Source organism: Streptomyces sp. NPDC020958 (genome assembly GCF_055562175.1).
On the sequence record NZ_JBVHFU010000021.1, the window covers coordinates 117,200 to 134,458 of the forward strand.

Below are 17,259 nucleotides of genomic sequence, written 5' to 3' on the forward strand. Positions count from 1 at the left end.
CCGAGCGGTCCGAAAGGCGTCTCATCCCTTCACCGCCCCGGCGCTGAAGCCCGTGATCAGCCACTTCTGGATGAACGCGAACACGATCACGACCGGTACGGCCGCGATGATCCCGCCCGCCGCCAGCGCCCCCAGGTCCACGCTGTCCGCGCTCATCAGGGTGTTCAGGCCGACCGGGATGGTCTGCTTGCTCTGGTCGGAGAGGAACATCAGGGCGAACAGGAAGTGGTTCCAGGCGTGCACGAAGGCGAACGAGCCGACCGCGACCAACCCCGGCCGCAGCAGCGGCAGGACGACGATACGGAAGGCGGTGAGCCGGTTGCAGCCGTCGACCCAGGCGGCCTCCTCCAGGGAGTACGGCACGTTCCTGATGAAGCCGCTGATCAGGATCATCGACAGCGGGAGCTGGAAGACGGTCTCCGCGACGACGACACTGCCGAGCGAGTTGATCATCCGCAGGTTGGCGAAGATCTGGAAGAGCGGCACCAGGAGCAGCGCGCCCGGCACGAACTGGGAGCAGAGCAGGGCGAGCATGAAGCCGCGCTTGAGCCGGAAGTCGAAGCGGGCCAGCGCGTAGCCGCCGGCCAGCGCCACGACCGTGGTCAGCACCAGGGTCGCGATGCCGACGTAGACGCTGTTGGTGAAGTACGTGCCGAAGCTGCGCTCGGTCCACACCTTCTGGAAGTGGTCGAAGGTGACCGGCCAGGGGACCAGCGAGGTGGACCCGGCGGGACGGACGGCGAAGAGCAGGATCCAGTAGAACGGGATCAGGGTGAACAGGAGGTAGACCCCGAGGGGGAGGTAGATCTGCCAGCGCGGGACCTCGTCCCAGGCGCGGCGCCGCTTCCCGGGGCGGGCGGGTCCGGTCACCACGGGCGGTGCGGCCGGTGCGATCTCGGTGATCACTTCGTCTCGCCTCCGAACTTGCTGAGCCGCAGGTAGACGACCGAGCAGAAGAGCAGGATCACGAACGCCACCGTGGTCAGCGCCGAGGCGTAGCCGAAGTTGTGGGCGTCGACGCTGGTGTTGGCGATGTACAGCGGAAGGGTCGTCGTCTCGCCCGCCGGGCCGCCGCCCGTCAGGGTGTACAGCAGGTCCACGTTGTTGAACTCCCACACCGCGCGCAGCAGCGTGGACAGGACGATGGCGTCCTTGAGGTGCGGCAGCGTGATGTGCCAGAACTGCTTGCGCCGGCTCGCCCCGTCGACCTCGGCGGCCTCGTACAGGTCCTTCGACACGGACTGGAGGTCGGCGAGGATGAGGATCGCGAAGAAGGGGACGCCGCGCCAGAGGTCGGCGACCACGGCCGCCGGGAAGACGGTCGAGGTGTCCGAGAGCCAGCTGGTGCCGTACGAACCGATGCCCGCGTCGGCGAGGTAACGCGTGATGCCGGTCTGGGAGTTGTAGAGCAGCACCCAGATGGCGGAGGTCAGCACGCCGGAGACGGCCCACGGCGAGAAGACCAGTGCCCGGCCCAGCGCCCGGCCCACGAAGGTCTGGTTGACGATCAGCGCCAGCGCCAGTCCGAACAGCAGTTGCAGCCCGACCTCCACCACGACCCACTGGGCGCTGAAGGTCAGCGTGTCCCAGAACTGCGGGTCGTGGGCGAAGGCCTGCGTGAAGTTGCCGAAGCCCGCGAAGCCGTTCCGCCAGGGCTTGGTCGGGTTGTAGTTCTGGAGGCTGTAGTAGAAGACGCTGAGCACCGGGTAGGCGATGAAGCCCAGCATCAGCAGGGCCGCCGGGGCGATCAGCAGGTACGGGAGCCTGCGCGGCGTCGCGGAGGCACGGCGCCGCCGGGGTGGCGCGGGCGGGTTCGCCACGGCTGCGGCTTGGGCCACGACTGTTCTCCGTTCGCATGGGTGACAGCGGGTGCAGGAAGCGCTTGCTGGATGGAGCTGCGTGAAGCGCTTCGACGGTGCTTGCTTCGACGGTCGTCGGCGGTCGTCGGCGAGAGGGGGGCGGCTAGCCCGCGTACGGGTCCGGGACTTCTCCCGGCCGGGCCAGGAACTCGAAGTCGCAGCCGGTGTCGGCCTGGGTGATCTGCTGGTCGTAGAGCGCCCCGTAGCCGCGCCCGTAGCGCACGGGCGGCGGCGTCCACGCGGCCCGGCGTCCGGCCAGCTCCTCGTCGTCCACGTGGAGGTGGAGGGTGCGCGCCTCGACGTCGAGGGTGATGGAGTCCCCGCTGCGCACGAGCGCGAGGGGGCCGCCGACGTACGACTCGGGCGCGACGTGCAGCACGCAGGCGCCGTAACTGGTGCCGCTCATCCGGGCGTCGGAGATCCGGACCATGTCCCGCACGCCCTGCCTGAGGAGGTGGTCGGGGATGGGCAGCATGCCGTACTCGGGCATGCCGGGACCGCCCCTGGGCCCCGCGTTGCGCAGGACGAGGACGCTGTCGGCGGTGATGCCGAGGTCCGGGTCGTTGATGGTGCGCTGCATGGTCCGGTAGTCGTCGAAGACCACGGCCGTCCCGGTGTGCTTGAGCAGGTGCGGTTCGGCGGCGATGTGCTTGATGACCGCGCCGTCCGGGCAGAGGTTGCCGCGCAGCACCGCGACCCCGCCCTCGGCGGCCACCGGGTTGTCCCGGGGCCGGATGACGTCGTCGTCGTGCACCCGGGCACCGGCGAGCTGCTCGCGGTAGGTGTCGTACGACACCGTCGGCCGGTCGAGGTGGAGCAGGTCGGGGATGCGGGACAGGAAGCCGGGCAGGCCGCCCGCGAAGTGGAAGTCCTCCATCAGGTACGTCTGTCCGCCGGGCCGCACGTTGGCGAGGACGGGCACCTTACGGGCGATGCGGTCGAAGTCGTCCAGGGTGAGCCGGACCCCGGCCCGGCCGGCCATGGCGATGAGGTGGATGACGGCGTTGGTGGAGCCGCCGAGGCCGAGCACGGTGGTGACGGCGTCCTCGAAGGCCTCCGGGGTGAGGAGCCGGGAGAGCCTGCGGTCCTTGTGGACGAGTTCGACGATCCGCATCCCCGCACGGGCGGCCATCCGGTCGTGCCCGGAGTCGACGGCCGGGATGCTGGACGCCCCCGGCACGGTCACCCCGAGCGCCTCGGCGGCCGCGGTGAGCGTGGAGGCCGTGCCCATCGTCATGCAGTGACCGGGGGAACGGGCCAGTCCGCTCTCCAGCTCGGTCATCTCGCAGTCGCCGATCAGGCCGGCGCGCTTGTCGTCCCAGTACTTCCACATGTCGGTGCCGGAGCCGAGGACCTCGCCGCGCCAGTGGCCGGGGAGCATGGGCCCGGCGGGCACGAAGACGGTGGGCAGGTCGACGGAGGCGGCGCCCATGAGGAGGGCCGGGGTGGACTTGTCGCAGCCGCCCATGAGGACGGCGCCGTCCACGGGATACGACCGCAGCAGCTCCTCGGTCTCCATGGCCAGGAGGTTGCGGTAGAGCATCGGGGTCGGCTTCTGGAAGGTCTCGGAGAGGGTGGCCACCGGGAACTCCAGGGGGAAGCCGCCGGCCTGCCAGACGCCCCGCTTGACGGCCCCCGCCCGGTCACGGAGGTGCACATGACAGGGATTGATGTCCGACCAGGTGTTGAGGATCGCGATGACCGGCTTGCCGAGGTGTTCCTCGGGGAGGTAGCCGAGCTGGCGGGTGCGGGCACGGTGGCTGAAGGAGCGGAGGCCTTCGGTGCCGTACCACTGGTGGCTTCTGAGTTCCTCGGGCTTCTTCATGCGGACCATCCGGCGGCGATCGCGGCGACCTCGGCGCGTTCTTCCTCGGGCAGGTGCCTGCTGGGCGGGCGGACGTCGCGGCGGCACAGGCCGAGGGAGGCGAGCGCCTCCTTGACGACGGTGACGTTGTTGGCGGAGCCGCCCGCGGCACGGAGTTCCTCGAAGCGGCGGATCTGCTCCCAGACCTTCATGGCGGCCGGGTAGTCGCCGGATCGAAGCGCTTCGATCATGTTCAGCGAGACGGCCGGGGCGACGTTCACGAGACCGGAGGTGAACCCGGTGGCGCCGGCCGAGAAATAGGAGGGGGCGTACGGCTCCGCGAGTCCCGCCACCCACACGAACCGGTCGAGGCCGGCGTCCCTGGCGAAGGCGGCGAACTTCGCGGCGTCCGGGACGGCGTACTTGACGCCGATCACGTTCGGGCAGGCGTCGGCGAGTTCGGCGAGCCGGGCGCCGGTCAGCTGGGCGTTGCGGACGTACGGTACGACGCCGAGCCCGGGCACGGACTCGGCGATCGCGCGGTGGTAGTCGACCCAGCCGGCCTGCGAGACGTACGGGTGGACGGGCTGGTGGACCATCACCATCCGCGCGCCGTGCTCCCGGGCGTGCCGGGCGGAGGCGACGGCGGTGGGGACGTCATGGCCGACACCGACCAGGACCACGGCCCGGTCCCCGGCCTCGTCGAGCGTCAACTCGGTGACGAGCCGCCGCTCTTCGGGGGCCAGGGCGTAGAACTCGCCGGTGTTGCCGTTCGGGGTGAGGGTGCGGATCCCACCGTCGAGGAGCCGGCGCAGCAGGGCCCGGTGGGCGTCCTGGTCGACGCTGCCGTCCTCGGCGAAGGGAGTCACCGGGATGGCCACGACGTCGGCCAGAGCCGCCCGTTGGGTCTCGAACGCCACGCTGCTCATTGCTGGCCTTCCTGGTCGGCTGCCCGGGGGAACGCCCGGTCGACGAAGGACGCGATGTGGGAGTGCAGGGCGCGGGCGGCGCCGTCGGCGTCGCCCGCCAGCGCCAGGCGCAGGATCTCGTGGTGCTCACCGGCCTCCTGCTCCCAGGAGGGGGAGGCGGCCCAGGCGACCGCGGAGACGAGGGCGGCCTGGTCACGGACCTCGTCCAGCATCCGGCCGAGCAGCGGGTTGCCGCACGGAAGGTAGAGGGCGCGGTGGAAGTCCCGGTTGGCGAGGGAGCGTTCGGCGGTGTCGGTGGCCTCGGCGGCGCGCGTGAGGGCGTCGCGGGCGGCGTCCAGGGAGGCGCCCCGGCGGACGGCGCGCTTCAGGGCCTCCGGTTCGAGGAGCAGCCGTACGTCGTAGACCTCGCGCGCCATGTCCGCGTCCACCATGCGCACCGTGACGCCCTTGTACTGGCTCATCACGACAAGACCGGTTCCCGCGAGGGTCTTGAGCGCCTCCCGCACCGGCGTCTTGGACACCCCGAACTGCGCGGCGAGCTCGGTCTCCACCAGGGCCTGGCCGGGCGTCAGCTGCCCGGTGAGGATGCGGTGTTTGATCGCGTCCAGCACGTACTGCGTGCGGGACGGGATCGGCATGGGCACAGAGGTCATGCGCGCCTCTCGGGGTCACGTACCGGGCCCGTCACGGCCCGGTCTGACGTATCGGATCTCGCGTATCGCGTCTCATATATGACGTACGAAGTACGACGCGGACGAAGGTAGGGACGCCACCCGTGTTTCGTCAATGCTTCTGTCAAAGATCCCGCGGGTGAAGCCCACGGGGCACGGACCTAGGGCATCCTCCCGATCCCCACGGCCGCGCCTTAGACGCACGATGAGCAGGCATGACGACCCCCAGCTCATGGGCCGTGTCCCGGCTGCTCCGGGACCGTGACGCGGCCCTCTGCCTCACCGGCCTCGTGGTGTCCGGCTTCGGCACCTCCGCGCTCTGGCTGGTGGCCGGTGTCTGGGTCAAGGACCTCACCGGCTCCGACGGCCTCGCCGCCCTGTGCACCGCCGCCCTGTGGGCCCCCACCCTCCTCGGGCCCGTCCTCGGCACCCTCGCCGACCGTGTCCGCCGCAAACCCCTCTTGCTCTGCACGAACCTCGCGCTCGCCGTCCTCCTGCCGGCCCTCTGCACGGTCCGCTCCCCCGGCTCCGTCCCGTTGCTGTTCGCCGTCCTCCTCCTCTACGGAGCGGCGGGCGTCGTCGAGGACGCGGCCGCCTCCGCCCTGGTCGTCTCCGCCGTCGACCCCGCCCTGCTCGGCGACTTCAACGGGCTGCGGATGACCGCCCGCGAGGGCATGAAGCTGGTCGCCCCGCTGACCGGCGCCGCCCTGTACACGGCGTACGGCGGGCCGGGCGTCGTCCTGCTGGACGCCCTGACCTTCGTCCTGGCGGCGGGGCTGTACGCCCTGTTGCGGGTCCCGGAGCAACGCCCCGAGCGCCCCGACGGGGCCCGGCGCCGACGGACCGCCGAGGGGATCCGGTCGCTGTGGGCGCACCCGGTGCTGCGGCCGCTGGTCTGCGCGGGCGGTGTCACGATGGGCCTGGTCTCGCTGAGCAGCAGCCTGAACTACGCGGTGGTGGACGCCCTCGGCCACTCCCCCGCCTATGTGGGGGTGCTGTACACCGCCCAGGGGGTGGGCTCGGTCGCGGTCGGGCTGGTCTCCGGGCCCGCGCTACGACGGCTCGGCGAGCGGTGGTTCGCGGTGGCCGGGATCGCGCTGACCGGGCTGGCGACGGCCGGGCGGGCGCTGCCGTACGACCCGGTGCTGCTGGTGTGCGGCCTCGCGGGCGGACTCGGCCTGCCCTGTGTGCTGATCGCCGCCCACACCGCCGTACAGCGCGAGATCCCGGCCGCCGCGCTGGGGCGGGCGACCGCGACCGCCGACACGGTGATGTTCACACCGAACGTGCTCGGGCTCGCGGTCGGGTCCGCCCTCGTCGAACTCGTCGACCACCGGCCGCTGCTGGTGGTCCTCGGCGGTGCGCTGCTCGGCACCGCCTGCGTGCCGGCTCAGCGCAGTGCCTCCCGTACCGCCGCCAGGTCGCCGTCCGATGCCAGCCCCGCGTGATACAGCCGCAGTTCGGTCGCACCCCGGTCGCGGGCCCGGGCCGCGTCGGCGGCCAGGGTGCCGGGGCTGCCGCCCATTCCGGAGACCACCGTGAAGTTGGCGGCGAGAACCGTGCCCGGCCGGGCGTGCTCGGCGAAGGGCGCCAGCAGGTCCGTACCGCCCGCGCAGGGGACCACGACACCGTCCGCGACCGACAGCACGTGCGCGGGGTCCACGCCCGCGTTGGCTCCGCAGTGGTAGGTCACCGGGTCGGCGTGCAGCAGCACCTGGAAGCCCTCGGGGGCGGCCGCGCGGACCGCGGCGACGGCCGCCTCCTGGAGGGTGCGGGCCCTGTCGTCCCGCCAGGCGCGGGTGGCCGCCGCCGCCGGTTCGCCGAGCAGCTTCTCGACCGTCGGCCAGCCGGCGTCGTCCGCCGCGCCCCGCCACAGCGGTTCCAGCGCGTCCCGGACGGCTGCCGCCAACTCGTCGGCGTCCAGGCCATGTTCGCCGTACCCGGTGCGGCACGCCGGGCAGAAGCACAGCGCCATCAGGTACTGGCCGGCGTCCCCGAGGCCGACCCCGGCGGTCTTGTCGTGGGCGTGCAGGTGTTGCAGGCCGTACCAGCCGAGGGACTCCAGTTCGGTGCCTGCCGCGCCGGGCCGGACCGCCGCCTCGGCGGCGAGGTCGGTGAGGTACTCACGGGTGGCGGGCTGGGCGATGCAGGGGGCCCAGGGGTAGCGGTCGCCGTAGGCGTTGACGACCGAGGTGTCCGGATGCTCGGCGCCCAGGCGGGAGTTGTGGGCGAGGATCACCCAGGTGTGGACGTCGAGTCCGGCGTCGCGCAGGGCCTCGGCCGCCTCCCCGAAGGCGTCGCCGGGGGCCCAGTCGCCCGCCGGGCGGGGACGGAGCCGGCGGCCCGCCCAGCGTTCGTCCGTCGGGTAGTAGACGGCCGCGTGCTCGGCGGTGACGATACGGCGGCGCGGGTGGCGCGGGGTCAGCGCGCGGGTGGAGTGGTAGGCGGAGGCGAGGGTGACCTGGTCCACGCCGAGTGCGGCGAGGCGGTCCGGGGCCTCGGGGTCGCCGTTGACGTCCCAGGGGTAGACGAACGTCGACGTCCTCAACCGTGCCGCTCCGTTCGGCGACTTCACCCGTCCTCCTTCGGACACCGTCACGCGTTCCCCTCCAGCAGTGCGTAGCCGCGCTCGACCAGCCGGGCGAGCTGCTTCACATGATCCTCGTGCGGTTCGTGCAGCGGCGGCCGGACCTCGCCGACGTCCAGACCGCGCAGCCGCACCCCGGCCTTGACGAGGGAGACGGCGTATCCCCTGCCCTGGGCGCGGAGTTCGACGAACGGGCGGTAGAAGCCGTCGAGCAGACGGGCCACCGTCGTCCGGTCCTCCTCGCGCAGGGCGGTGTGGAAGGCGAGGGCGATCTCGGGGACGAAGCAGAAGACGGCCGAGGAGTAGAGGTCGATGCCGATGGCCCGGTAGGCGAGCTGGGTCTGCTCGGCGGTGGGCAGGCCGTTGAAGTAGAGGAAGTCGCCGGGGGCCTCGGTGCGGACGGCGCTGACGACGCGCTGCATCAGATCCAGGTCGCCGAGGCCGTCCTTGAAGCCGATGACGCCCTCGGTGCGGGCGAGTTCGACGGCCGTGGCCGGGGTGAACACCGCGTTGTCGCGCTGGTAGACGATCACGGGGAGAGCGGTCGCCGCGGCCACCTCCCGGTAGTGCCGCAGCAGGCCCTCCTGGCCGGCGGCCACCAGGTAGGGCGGCATGGCGAGCAGGCCGTCGGCGCCCGCGGCCTCGGCGAGACGGGCGTAGCGGACGGCGAGCGCGGTGCCGTAGCCGGCGCCCGCGACCACCGGCACCCGCCCGTCGGCCGCCGCCACCGCCGCGGCCACACAGGCTTCGAACTCCTCCGGCAGCAGCGCGTGGAACTCCCCGGTGCCGCAGCAGGCGAACACGGCGGCGGCCCCGGCCTCGACGCCCCGCCGGACGTGCTCACGGTAGACGTCGAGGGCGAGGGAGCCGTCGGGGCCGTAGGCGGTGACGGGGAAGAAGAGGGGCCCGCGCGGGTCACGAAGCCGGGCGGCGAGCGGGGCTGGCGTCACGGGCGCTCCCTGTCGATGCATGGTGCCGATGCATGTTTCTGATCGACGTCCATATTCATGAACGCGACCACGTTACGAGTCCCCCTCAGGGCCGGTCAAGGAGACAATCGACCGACATGCGGGTGGATTTCCGCACGCCACGACAGACTTGACGGGGCGCGCCCCGGCTCCCTAGCGTGTCCATGAATGTGAATATCATGCACGTACGCGACCGGCGTCGAGTCAAGTCGAGTCAAGGAGACCGTGGATGCCCACTCCCCGCACGCTACTGCTCACCGGCGCCGCAGGCGGGCTCGGCACCCTGATGCGCTCACTGCTGCCGGAGTACGGCTACACCCTGCGCCTGCTGGACGTGCGGCCCGTCGAGGGCGAACCGGACGCGATCACCGCCGACCTCGCCGACCAGGACGCGCTGCGCGAGGCGGTACGGGGCGTCGACGCGGTCCTGCACCTCGCCGGGATCTCCCTGGAGGCCCCTTTCGAGAAGATCCTGCGGTCGAACATCGAGGGCACGTACAACCTCTACGAGGCCGCCCGCGAGGCCGGCGTACCGCGGATCGTCTTCGCCTCCTCCAACCATGCCGTCGGCTACACCCGGGCCCCGCGCGCGGGCGAGCCGCTGATCCCGGTCGACACCCCGCGCCGCCCCGACACCTTCTACGGCCTGTCCAAGTCGTTCGGCGAGGACCTCGCCCAGCTGTACTGGGACCGGCACGGTCTGGAGACCGTCTCCGTCCGGATCGGCTCCTGCTTCCCGGAGCCGGCCGACGTGCGCATGCTCTCGGTGTGGATGAGCCCGGCCGACGGCGCCCGCCTCTTCCACGCGGCGCTGACGGCCGACAAGGTCGGCCACACCGTCGTCTACGGCTCCTCCGCCAACACCCGCCTGTGGTGGGACCTGAGCACCGCGCGGGCGCTCGGCTACGAACCGCAGGACGACTCGGAACGGTTCGCCGGGAAACTGATCGCCGAACTCGGCGAACTCGACCCACGAAACCCGGCCCACACCCACCTGGGCGGCCGCTTCGTGAACGACCCACCGATCTGGCCGTACTAGCCCCGCAGAGCACCCCCGCACGGCGGGCGGGCAGCGAACGGGCCCGTCCGTCGGGGTGTTCGGGCATCCGGGCCGCCCGATCCCACCGGCCGTCCGACAGCGGCGCAGGTCCGAGGCGGGCACGGCACCCGGGAAACGGGCACAGACGGGCACCATCGGGCCCGCAACAGACCTGGTCAGCCTCAGGTACCCGCTGTAGAACTTGCTGCATGGCCCGAACGGGCGGTGCCACAGGGAAGCGGGTGACGGGATGAGCACCAGGACGGCGGAGGAACGCCAGCGCGAGATCGTGCGGGCCGCCCGCACCACCGGCTCGGTCGACGTCACCGCGCTCGCCGAGGCGCTGGGCGTGGCCAAGGAGACCATCCGGCGCGACCTGCGCTCCCTGGAGGACCACGGCCTGGTCCGCCGCACCCACGGGGGCGCGTATCCCGTCGAGAGCGCCGGTTTCGAGACCACGCTCGCCTTCCGCTCGACCAGTCACGTCCCGGAGAAGCGGCGCATCGCCTCGGCCGCCGCCGAACTGCTCGGCGACGCCGAGACCGTCTTCGTCGACGAGGGCTTCACTCCCCGGCTCATCGCCGAGGCACTGCCGGCGGACCGGCCGTTGACGGTGGTCACCGCCTCGCTGCCGGTCGCGGGCGCGCTCGCCGGCGCCGAGAACACGTCGGTGCTGCTGCTCGGTGGACGCGTCCGGGCGGGCACCCTCGCCACCGTCGACCACTGGACGACGAAGATGCTCGCCGGCTTCGTACTCGACCTCGCCTACATCGGGGCCAACGGCATCTCGCGCGAACACGGGCTGACCACCCCGGACCCCGCCGTCGGCGAGGTCAAGGCACAGGCGATCCGAGCCGCGCGCAGGACGGTCTTCGCCGGCGTGCACACCAAGTTCGGAGCCGTCAGCTTCTGCCGCTTCGCCGGCATCCAAGCCCTGGAGGCGATCGTGACGAGCACCCTGCTGCCCTCCGCAGAGGCCCATCGCTACTCCCTGCTGGGCCCTCAGGTCATCCGGGTCTGACACCACCCCGCGCACTCCCCGAAGGCCGTACCACACCCCCAGATGCCCCATATATCACGATTCATCCAGGAGCGATCCATGCGAACCCCGAGCCGACGGAGGCCGCGAGCCACACTCGCCATGGCCGCCGCAGGGACGCTGCTCGCCCCGCTGCTCTCCGGCTGCTGGGTCGGTGCGGGCGGGTCCGGTTCCGGCGGCGACTCGATCAACGTGCTGATGGTCAACAACCCCCAGATGACGGAACTCCAGAAGCTCGCCCCACGCTTCACCGCGGAGACCGGCATCAAGGTCAACTTCACCGTGCTGCCCGAGAACGACGTCCGCGACAAGATCAGCCAGGACTTCGCCAACCAGGCCGGCCAGTACGACGTGGCCACCCTGTCCAACTACGAGATCCCGATCTACGCCCGCAACGGCTGGCTGCACGAGATGGACTCGTACGTCGCGAAGGACCCCGGCTACGACGAGCAGGACGTCCTCAAGCCGATGCGGCAGGCCCTGACCGCCTCCGACGGCAAGCTCTACGGCCAGCCCTTCTACGGCGAGTCGTCGTTCCTGATGTACCGCAAGGACGTCTTCGCGGCGAAGGGCCTGACGATGCCCGCCCACCCCACCTGGCAGCAGGTCGCCGACCTCGCCGCGAAGGTGGACGGCGCGCGGTCCGGGATGCGCGGCATCTGCCTGCGCGGACTGCCCGGCTGGGGCGAGCTGATGGCGCCGCTGACCACGGTGGTGAACACCTTCGGCGGCACCTGGTTCGACAAGGACTGGAAGGCACGGCTGGACGCGCCCGGCTTCGAGAAGGCCACGAAGTTCTACGTCGACCTGGTCCGCGCGCACGGCGAGTCCGGCGCCCCGCAGTCCGGCTTCGCCGAGTGCCTCAACAACATGACCCAGGGCAAGGTCGCCATGTGGTACGACGCGACCTCCGCGGCCGGTTCGCTGGAGGCCGACGGCTCCCCCGTCAAGGGCAGGCTCGGCTACGCCCCCGCGCCCGTGGAGCGGACCGCGTCCGCCGGCTGGCTCTACACCTGGGCCTGGGGCATCCAGAAGGCCTCCCGCAACCCCGACCGGGCCTGGAGGTTCGTGTCGTGGGCGTCCAGCAAGGAGTACGAGCAACTGGTCGGGAAGACCAGCGGCTGGTCCGACGTCCCGGCGGGCAAACGGGCGTCGACGTACAGCAACCCCGACTACGTCAAGTCGGCCGCCGCGTTCCAGGAGATGACCAAGGAGGCCATCGAGAGCGCCCGTCCGAACGACCCCGGCGTGCAGCCGCGCCCCGCGCCCGGCATCCAGTTCGTCGACATCCCCGAGTTCACCGATCTCGGCACCAAGGTCTCGCAGGAGATCAGTGCGGCCATCGCCGGACGGCAGTCCGTCGACTCGGCCCTGAAGAAGTCCCAGCAGCTCGCCGAGAAGATCTCCAAGGAGTACGAGGGACGATGACCGCGACGACAGCCCCCTACGCAGCGACACCGGCACGCACCACGCGGCCGCCCTCCGCCCGCCTGCGCGCCTGGACCACCCGGGCCCCGCTCCTGCCCGCCCTGGTCTTCATGATCGTCGTGACCCAGCTGCCGTTCGTGGCCACGGTGGTCATCTCCTTCTTCGACTGGAACGCGCTCTACCCGAAGGCCCGGCACTTCACCGGGTTCGACAACTACCGCCAGGTGCTCACCGACGCGGACCTGCGCCACTCGGTCTGGACGACCGTGCTCCTCACCGTGACCGTGGTCCTGGTCAGCCTGGTGCTCGGCCTCGCGCTCGCCCTGCTGCTGAACAACAGGTTCCGCGGCCGGGGCGTCGTCCGCACCCTGCTGATCGCCCCCTTCCTGGTGGTCCCGGTGGCCGCCGCGCTGCTCTGGAAGCACGTCCTCTACAACCCCGAGTACGGCCTGCTCAACGGTCTGCTGCACTACGTGGGCGGCCCGCAGCCCGACTGGATCTCCCACACGCCGCTGGCGGCGGTGGAGGCCGCGCTGGTGTGGCAGTGGACGCCCTTCATGATGCTGATCCTGCTGGCCGGGCTGCAGAGCCGGGACCCCGAGCAGATCGAGGCCGCGCGCATGGACGGCGCGGGCGAGTGGCAGATCTTCCGCCACCTGACCCTCCCGCACCTGCGCCGCTACCTCGAACTCGGCGCCCTGCTGGGCTGCATCTACATCGTCCAGAACTTCGACGCGGTCTTCACGATCACGTCCGGCGGCCTGGGCACCGCGAACCTCCCCTACACCGTCTACCAGACCTTCTACCAGGCCCACGAGAACGGCCTGGCGTCGGCCGCCGGCGTCCTGGTCGTCATCGGCTCCATCGTCCTCGCGACCTTCGCCCTGCGCGTGGTGTCGTCCCTGTTCCGAGAGGAGGCGTCCCGCGCATGAGCAGCCTCGCCCCGCACGTCAGGAAGCACCGCGGCCGCGGCATCGGCCTGGTGGCCTGGCTGGTCGGACTCGTCTTCTTCTTCCCCGTCGCCTGGATGGCACTGACGTCCTTCCACTCCGAGGCGGACGCGGCGACGAACCCGCCCTCCTTCGGCGCCGCCCTCACGCTGGACGGCTACCGTGAGTTCTTCGGCGCGGGCGGCGGCGCGAGCCCGTGGCCGGCCCTGGTCAACTCGGCGGTGGCGTCGGTCGTCTCCACCCTCCTCGTGCTCGTCCTCGCCTTCCCGGCGGCCTACGCCCTGTCGATCCGGCGGGTGCGGAAGTGGACGGACGTCCTGTTCTTCTTCCTCTCCACGAAGATGCTGCCGGTGGTGGCCGGGCTGCTGCCGATCTACCTGTTCGCGAAGAACACCGGGATGCTGGACAACATCTGGTTCCTGGTCGTCCTCTACACCGCCATGAACCTGCCGATCGCGGTGTGGATGATGCAGTCGTTCCTCGCCGAGGTCCCGGTCGCCGTCATCGAGGCCGCGCAGATCGACGGCGCCCGGCTGCCGACCGTTCTCGCGCGCGTGGTGGCCCCGATCGCCCTGCCCGGCATCGCCGCGACCTCCCTGATCTGCTTCATCTTCAGCTGGAACGAACTTTTGTTCGCCCGGGTCCTGACGGGCGTGGTCGCCGAGACCGCCCCCGTCTTCCTGACCGGCTTCATCACCAGCCAGGGCCTGTTCCTGGCCAAGGTGTGCGCCGCGTCGCTCGTCGTCTCCCTGCCGGTGCTCGCCGCGGGGTTCGCCGCCCAGGACAAACTGGTCCAGGGCCTGTCGCTCGGAGCCGTGAAATGAAGGCCGCCGTCATCGAGTCCGTGGGCCGCGCCGTCGTCACCGAGGTGCCCGACCCCACGCCGGGCCCCCGGGAGGTGGTCGTCGAGGTCGCCGCCTGCGGCCTGTGCGGCACCGACCTGCACATCCTCCAGGGCGAGTTCGCGCCCAAGCTGCCGATCGTGCCGGGGCACGAGTTCGCCGGCGAGGTGGTGGGCGTCGGCGCCCAGGTGACCGAGGTGGCGGTCGGCGACCGGGTCGCGGTCGACCCGTCCCTGTACTGCCACGAGTGCCGTTACTGCAGGGACGGCCACAACAACCTCTGCGAGCGGTGGGCCGCGATCGGCGTGACCGTGCCCGGCGGCGCCGCCCAGTACGCCGTCGCCCCGGTCGCCAACTGCGTGAAGCTCCCCGAGCACGTCCGCACCGAGGACGCGGCCCTGATCGAGCCCCTCTCCTGCGCGGTACGCGGCTACGACGTCCTGAACTCCCGCCTCGGCGCCCACGTCCTGGTCTACGGCTCGGGCACCATGGGCCTGATGATGCTGGAGCTGGCCAAGCGGACCGGCGCGGCGAGCGTCGACGTCGTCGACCTGAACCCGGCCCGGCTGGAGACCGCGCGGCGGCTGGGCGTCTCGGCGGCCGCCGCGCACGCCGACGAGCTGGACCGGCCGCGCGGCTGGGACGTGGTGATCGACGCGACCGGCAACGCGGCGGCGATCCAGGACGGCCTGGACCGGGTCGCCAAGGCCGGCACGTTCCTCCAGTTCGGGGTGGCCGACTACGCGACGCGGGTGACGATCGACCCGTACCGCATCTACAACCAGGAGATCACCATCACCGGCTCCATGGCCGTCCTGCACAGCTACGAGCGCGCCGCCGAGCTGTTCGCGAACGGCGTCCTCGACCCCGACGTCTTCATCAGCGACCGGCTGCCGCTGGACGGTTATCCGCAGGCGCTGGCGCAGTTCGCGGCGGGGGTGGGACGGAAGATCGTGGTGGTGCCGTAGAAGGTGCCGTAGAAGTTTAAGGGAACGGTAAAGCGGCGTCGTTCGTTCCCCCGGCATGACAGCTATGACCCCTGGCTCGAACATCCCGCTCTCCGCCTCCCGGGTGGCGGTGGACGTCGCCGCTCCGGTGCGGCTCGACGTGTCGGGCCTGCTGCTGACGGGCGACGGCAAGGTGCGCTCCGACGACGACTTCATCTTCTACAACCAGCCGACGGGCGCGGGCGTGACCTACCGCTCGGGGGGCGGTGCCGCGCCCGACGCGATCATCGTCGACACCGCCTCGGTCCCCGCGGGCATCGAGAAGATCGTGGTCACCGCGAGCCCCGACGCCGCGGGCCAGACCTTCCAGGGCATCGAGCCGACGGCCACGATCCGCGACGCGGACGACGGCTCGGTGCTGGCCACCTTCACGCCCCCGCAGCTGGGCACGGAGACGGCCCTGGTGGTCGTCGAGATCTACCTCCGGGGCGGCGCGTGGAAGGCCCGCGCGGTCGGCCAGGGGTACGCGAACGGGCTGGCCGGCATCGCGACGGACTTCGGGGTGACGGTGGAGGAACCGGCCGCGGCCGCACCCCCGGCTCCGGTTGCGCCCCCGGCTCCGGCGGTGCACCAGGCGCCGGTCGCCGCTCCCCCGATGCCGGCCGTCCCTCCCGCCACCCCCGCGCCGGGCGCCGGGAAGGTCAACCTCGACAAGGGCCGGGTCAGCCTCCAGAAGAACCAGACCGTGTCCCTGGTCAAGGGCGGCAGCCCGCTGCTCACCCAGGTCAAGATGGGCCTCGGCTGGGAACCGGCGTTCCGCGGCAAGGACATCGACCTGGACGCCTCGGTCATCGCCTACGGCCCGCAGCGCGACCATGTCGACAGCTGCTACTTCGGCAAGCTGTCCATCCTGAACGGCGCGATCAAGCACTCCGGCGACAACCTCACCGGCGAGGGAGGCGGCGACGACGAGGTGATCGTGGTCGACCTCGGCCGGATCCCCCCTCAGGTCACCGGCCTGGTCTTCACCGTCAACTCGTTCTCGGGACAGAAGTTCACGGAGGTCGCCAAGGCGTACTGCCGTCTCCTGGACGCCGCGACCGGCGAGGAGCTGGTCCGCTTCGACCTGACCGGCGCGGAGGCGCAGACGGGCGTCCTGATGGCCAAGCTGGTCCGCCAGTTCTCCGGGGAGTGGGACATGACGGCGCTCGGCTCGTTCGTGAAGGGCCGCACGGTGCGCAGCATGGTGAAGCCGGGGGCGGAGGCGCTGTAGCCCCGGCCGCGGGCCCTCCGCGTCGTCGCCGACCGCGTCAGGGCGCGAGCCGGTCGAGCGCGGCCGCGCTGAACAGCCGGTGCGCCTCGGCGAATCGGGCCCGGGCCTCGGCCGTGCCCCCGCAGTGCTCCAGGGCGGTGGCGAGTCCGCTGAGGGCCTGGGCCTTGAAGCGGTCGGTGCCGCCGTGGGTGGCCGGGGCGATGACCGCCTGGCAGGCGGCCACCGCCTCCGACCAGCGGCCCAGGGCCAGCAGGTCACCGGCTATCTGATGGCGCAGGATCGCCTGGGCGAACTCCTGGAAGCCGGGCACGTCCCCCGCGTCCGCCCCGAGCAGGTCCCGGTGCACGGCCAACGCCTCCTCCGCGCGCCCGGATTCCCGCAGGGCGCTGCCCAGCACCCGGCGGGAGACCGGCCCGGCCCGGTCGCTGAGCGTGGCCCGGTTGACGGCCTCGCGCGCCACCGGGTCCACCGGGATCCGGTCGGGCGGGTGCCCGAGTGCCGTCAGCAGCAGGACCAGTGCCTCGGCCGGGGGCACGGGCGTGTCGCTCATGCCGTGCAGCTGCACGCTGACGCAGCCGTCCGGGAGGTACTCTTCCGTCAGCTGCCGCGCGGCCTGCGCGGCCAGGGTCGTCTTGCCCTGGCCGCCCGGTCCGAAGAGGACCACGGCGCGGGTGCCGGCCCCCTCGGCGAGCGCCTCCAGATCGGCCAGCTCGCGCCATCGTCCGGTGAAGTCGGGGACCGTGCGCAGGAGGTACGGCGGCGCGGCCGGGCCGCCGCGTTCCCGGCGGGGGGGTGATCTCAGCCGTCCGGCGTGCCCCGAGGCGCCCGCCTAGATGATCTATTCCAAGGGGTGCCTGTAGAGACGTAAACGAGGGTGTCCAAGATCGTTGTGTGACGAACAACCTGGACACCCTCGCGACCGC

At 71.7% G+C, this 17,259-nt stretch carries 16 protein-coding genes; 8 read left to right on the forward strand and 8 right to left on the reverse strand.

Translation table 11 applies throughout. The features are described from left to right. Window positions 1-21 precede the first annotated feature (21 nt). The 5 genes from ACZ3KP_RS37455 to ACZ3KP_RS37475 form a co-directional block, all read right to left on the reverse strand. Window positions 22-906, reverse strand: coding sequence for a carbohydrate ABC transporter permease (locus ACZ3KP_RS37455; protein WP_467505191.1), 885 nt, complete (start codon window positions 904-906; stop codon window positions 22-24). Beyond that, window positions 903-1,838, reverse strand: coding sequence for a carbohydrate ABC transporter permease (locus ACZ3KP_RS37460; RefSeq protein WP_467505193.1), 936 nt, complete (start codon window positions 1,836-1,838; stop codon window positions 903-905). The genes ACZ3KP_RS37455 and ACZ3KP_RS37460 overlap by 4 nt, the downstream gene beginning before the upstream one ends. Before the next feature lie 124 nt (window positions 1,839-1,962). Next, the gene (gene araD, locus ACZ3KP_RS37465; protein ID WP_467505194.1) at window positions 1,963-3,693 is read right to left on the reverse strand and encodes an L-arabinonate dehydratase; all 1,731 of its coding nucleotides are present in this window, start codon (window positions 3,691-3,693) and stop codon (window positions 1,963-1,965) included. Further along, on the reverse strand, window positions 3,681-4,592 hold the full coding sequence (locus ACZ3KP_RS37470; RefSeq protein ID WP_358981008.1) for a dihydrodipicolinate synthase family protein: 912 nt from the start codon (window positions 4,590-4,592) through the stop codon (window positions 3,681-3,683). Before ACZ3KP_RS37470 ends, araD begins: the two co-directional genes overlap by 13 nt. Further along, on the reverse strand, window positions 4,589-5,245 hold the full coding sequence (locus tag ACZ3KP_RS37475) for a GntR family transcriptional regulator (RefSeq protein ID WP_467505196.1): 657 nt from the start codon (window positions 5,243-5,245) through the stop codon (window positions 4,589-4,591). The genes ACZ3KP_RS37470 and ACZ3KP_RS37475 overlap by 4 nt, the downstream gene beginning before the upstream one ends. 233 nt (window positions 5,246-5,478) lie before the next feature. Between ACZ3KP_RS37475 and ACZ3KP_RS37480 the strand changes: the two genes are divergently transcribed. Next, on the forward strand, window positions 5,479-6,711 hold the full coding sequence (locus ACZ3KP_RS37480) for an MFS transporter (protein WP_467505198.1): 1,233 nt from the start codon (window positions 5,479-5,481) through the stop codon (window positions 6,709-6,711). On the opposite strand, the gene ACZ3KP_RS37485 is transcribed toward ACZ3KP_RS37480, so the two are convergent. After that, complete coding sequence (locus ACZ3KP_RS37485) at window positions 6,654-7,811, reverse strand: hypothetical protein (protein ID WP_467505216.1); 1,158 nt, start codon at window positions 7,809-7,811, stop codon at window positions 6,654-6,656. The genes ACZ3KP_RS37480 and ACZ3KP_RS37485 overlap by 58 nt on opposite strands. A gap of 47 nt (window positions 7,812-7,858) precedes the next feature. Then, the gene (locus tag ACZ3KP_RS37490) at window positions 7,859-8,800 is read right to left on the reverse strand and encodes a 5-dehydro-4-deoxyglucarate dehydratase (protein WP_358981014.1); all 942 of its coding nucleotides are present in this window, start codon (window positions 8,798-8,800) and stop codon (window positions 7,859-7,861) included. A 247-nt stretch (window positions 8,801-9,047) separates the two neighbouring features. Between ACZ3KP_RS37490 and ACZ3KP_RS37495 the strand changes: the two genes are divergently transcribed. The 7 genes from ACZ3KP_RS37495 to ACZ3KP_RS37525 all read left to right on the forward strand — a co-directional run bounded on the left by ACZ3KP_RS37495 (window position 9,048) and on the right by ACZ3KP_RS37525 (window position 16,336). Then, window positions 9,048-9,857 (forward strand): NAD-dependent epimerase/dehydratase family protein, encoded by an 810-nt coding sequence (locus tag ACZ3KP_RS37495; protein WP_467505200.1) that lies wholly within the window; start codon window positions 9,048-9,050, stop codon window positions 9,855-9,857. A gap of 250 nt (window positions 9,858-10,107) precedes the next feature. Continuing rightward, window positions 10,108-10,878: a DeoR/GlpR family DNA-binding transcription regulator gene (locus ACZ3KP_RS37500; RefSeq protein ID WP_358981018.1), complete on the forward strand. Its 771-nt coding sequence runs from the start codon at window positions 10,108-10,110 to the stop codon at window positions 10,876-10,878. Window positions 10,879-10,956: 78 nt separating this feature from the next. Further along, the gene (locus ACZ3KP_RS37505) at window positions 10,957-12,324 is read left to right on the forward strand and encodes an ABC transporter substrate-binding protein (RefSeq protein ID WP_467505202.1); all 1,368 of its coding nucleotides are present in this window, start codon (window positions 10,957-10,959) and stop codon (window positions 12,322-12,324) included. After that, a complete protein-coding gene (locus ACZ3KP_RS37510; protein ID WP_467505204.1) occupies window positions 12,321-13,256 on the forward strand; it encodes a carbohydrate ABC transporter permease in 936 nt (311 codons plus the stop codon). Before ACZ3KP_RS37505 ends, ACZ3KP_RS37510 begins: the two co-directional genes overlap by 4 nt. After that, the gene (locus ACZ3KP_RS37515) at window positions 13,253-14,098 is read left to right on the forward strand and encodes a carbohydrate ABC transporter permease (RefSeq protein WP_467505206.1); all 846 of its coding nucleotides are present in this window, start codon (window positions 13,253-13,255) and stop codon (window positions 14,096-14,098) included. Before ACZ3KP_RS37510 ends, ACZ3KP_RS37515 begins: the two co-directional genes overlap by 4 nt. After that, complete coding sequence (locus ACZ3KP_RS37520) at window positions 14,095-15,084, forward strand: zinc-dependent alcohol dehydrogenase family protein (RefSeq protein ID WP_358981026.1); 990 nt, start codon at window positions 14,095-14,097, stop codon at window positions 15,082-15,084. The genes ACZ3KP_RS37515 and ACZ3KP_RS37520 overlap by 4 nt, the downstream gene beginning before the upstream one ends. A 64-nt stretch (window positions 15,085-15,148) precedes the next feature. Then, the gene (locus ACZ3KP_RS37525; RefSeq protein WP_467505208.1) at window positions 15,149-16,336 is read left to right on the forward strand and encodes a TerD family protein; all 1,188 of its coding nucleotides are present in this window, start codon (window positions 15,149-15,151) and stop codon (window positions 16,334-16,336) included. Between the two features lie 37 nt (window positions 16,337-16,373). On the opposite strand, the gene ACZ3KP_RS37530 is transcribed toward ACZ3KP_RS37525, so the two are convergent. Further along, a complete protein-coding gene (locus tag ACZ3KP_RS37530) occupies window positions 16,374-17,000 on the reverse strand; it encodes a hypothetical protein (protein WP_467505209.1) in 627 nt (208 codons plus the stop codon). Between the last annotated feature and the right edge of the window lie 259 nt (window positions 17,001-17,259).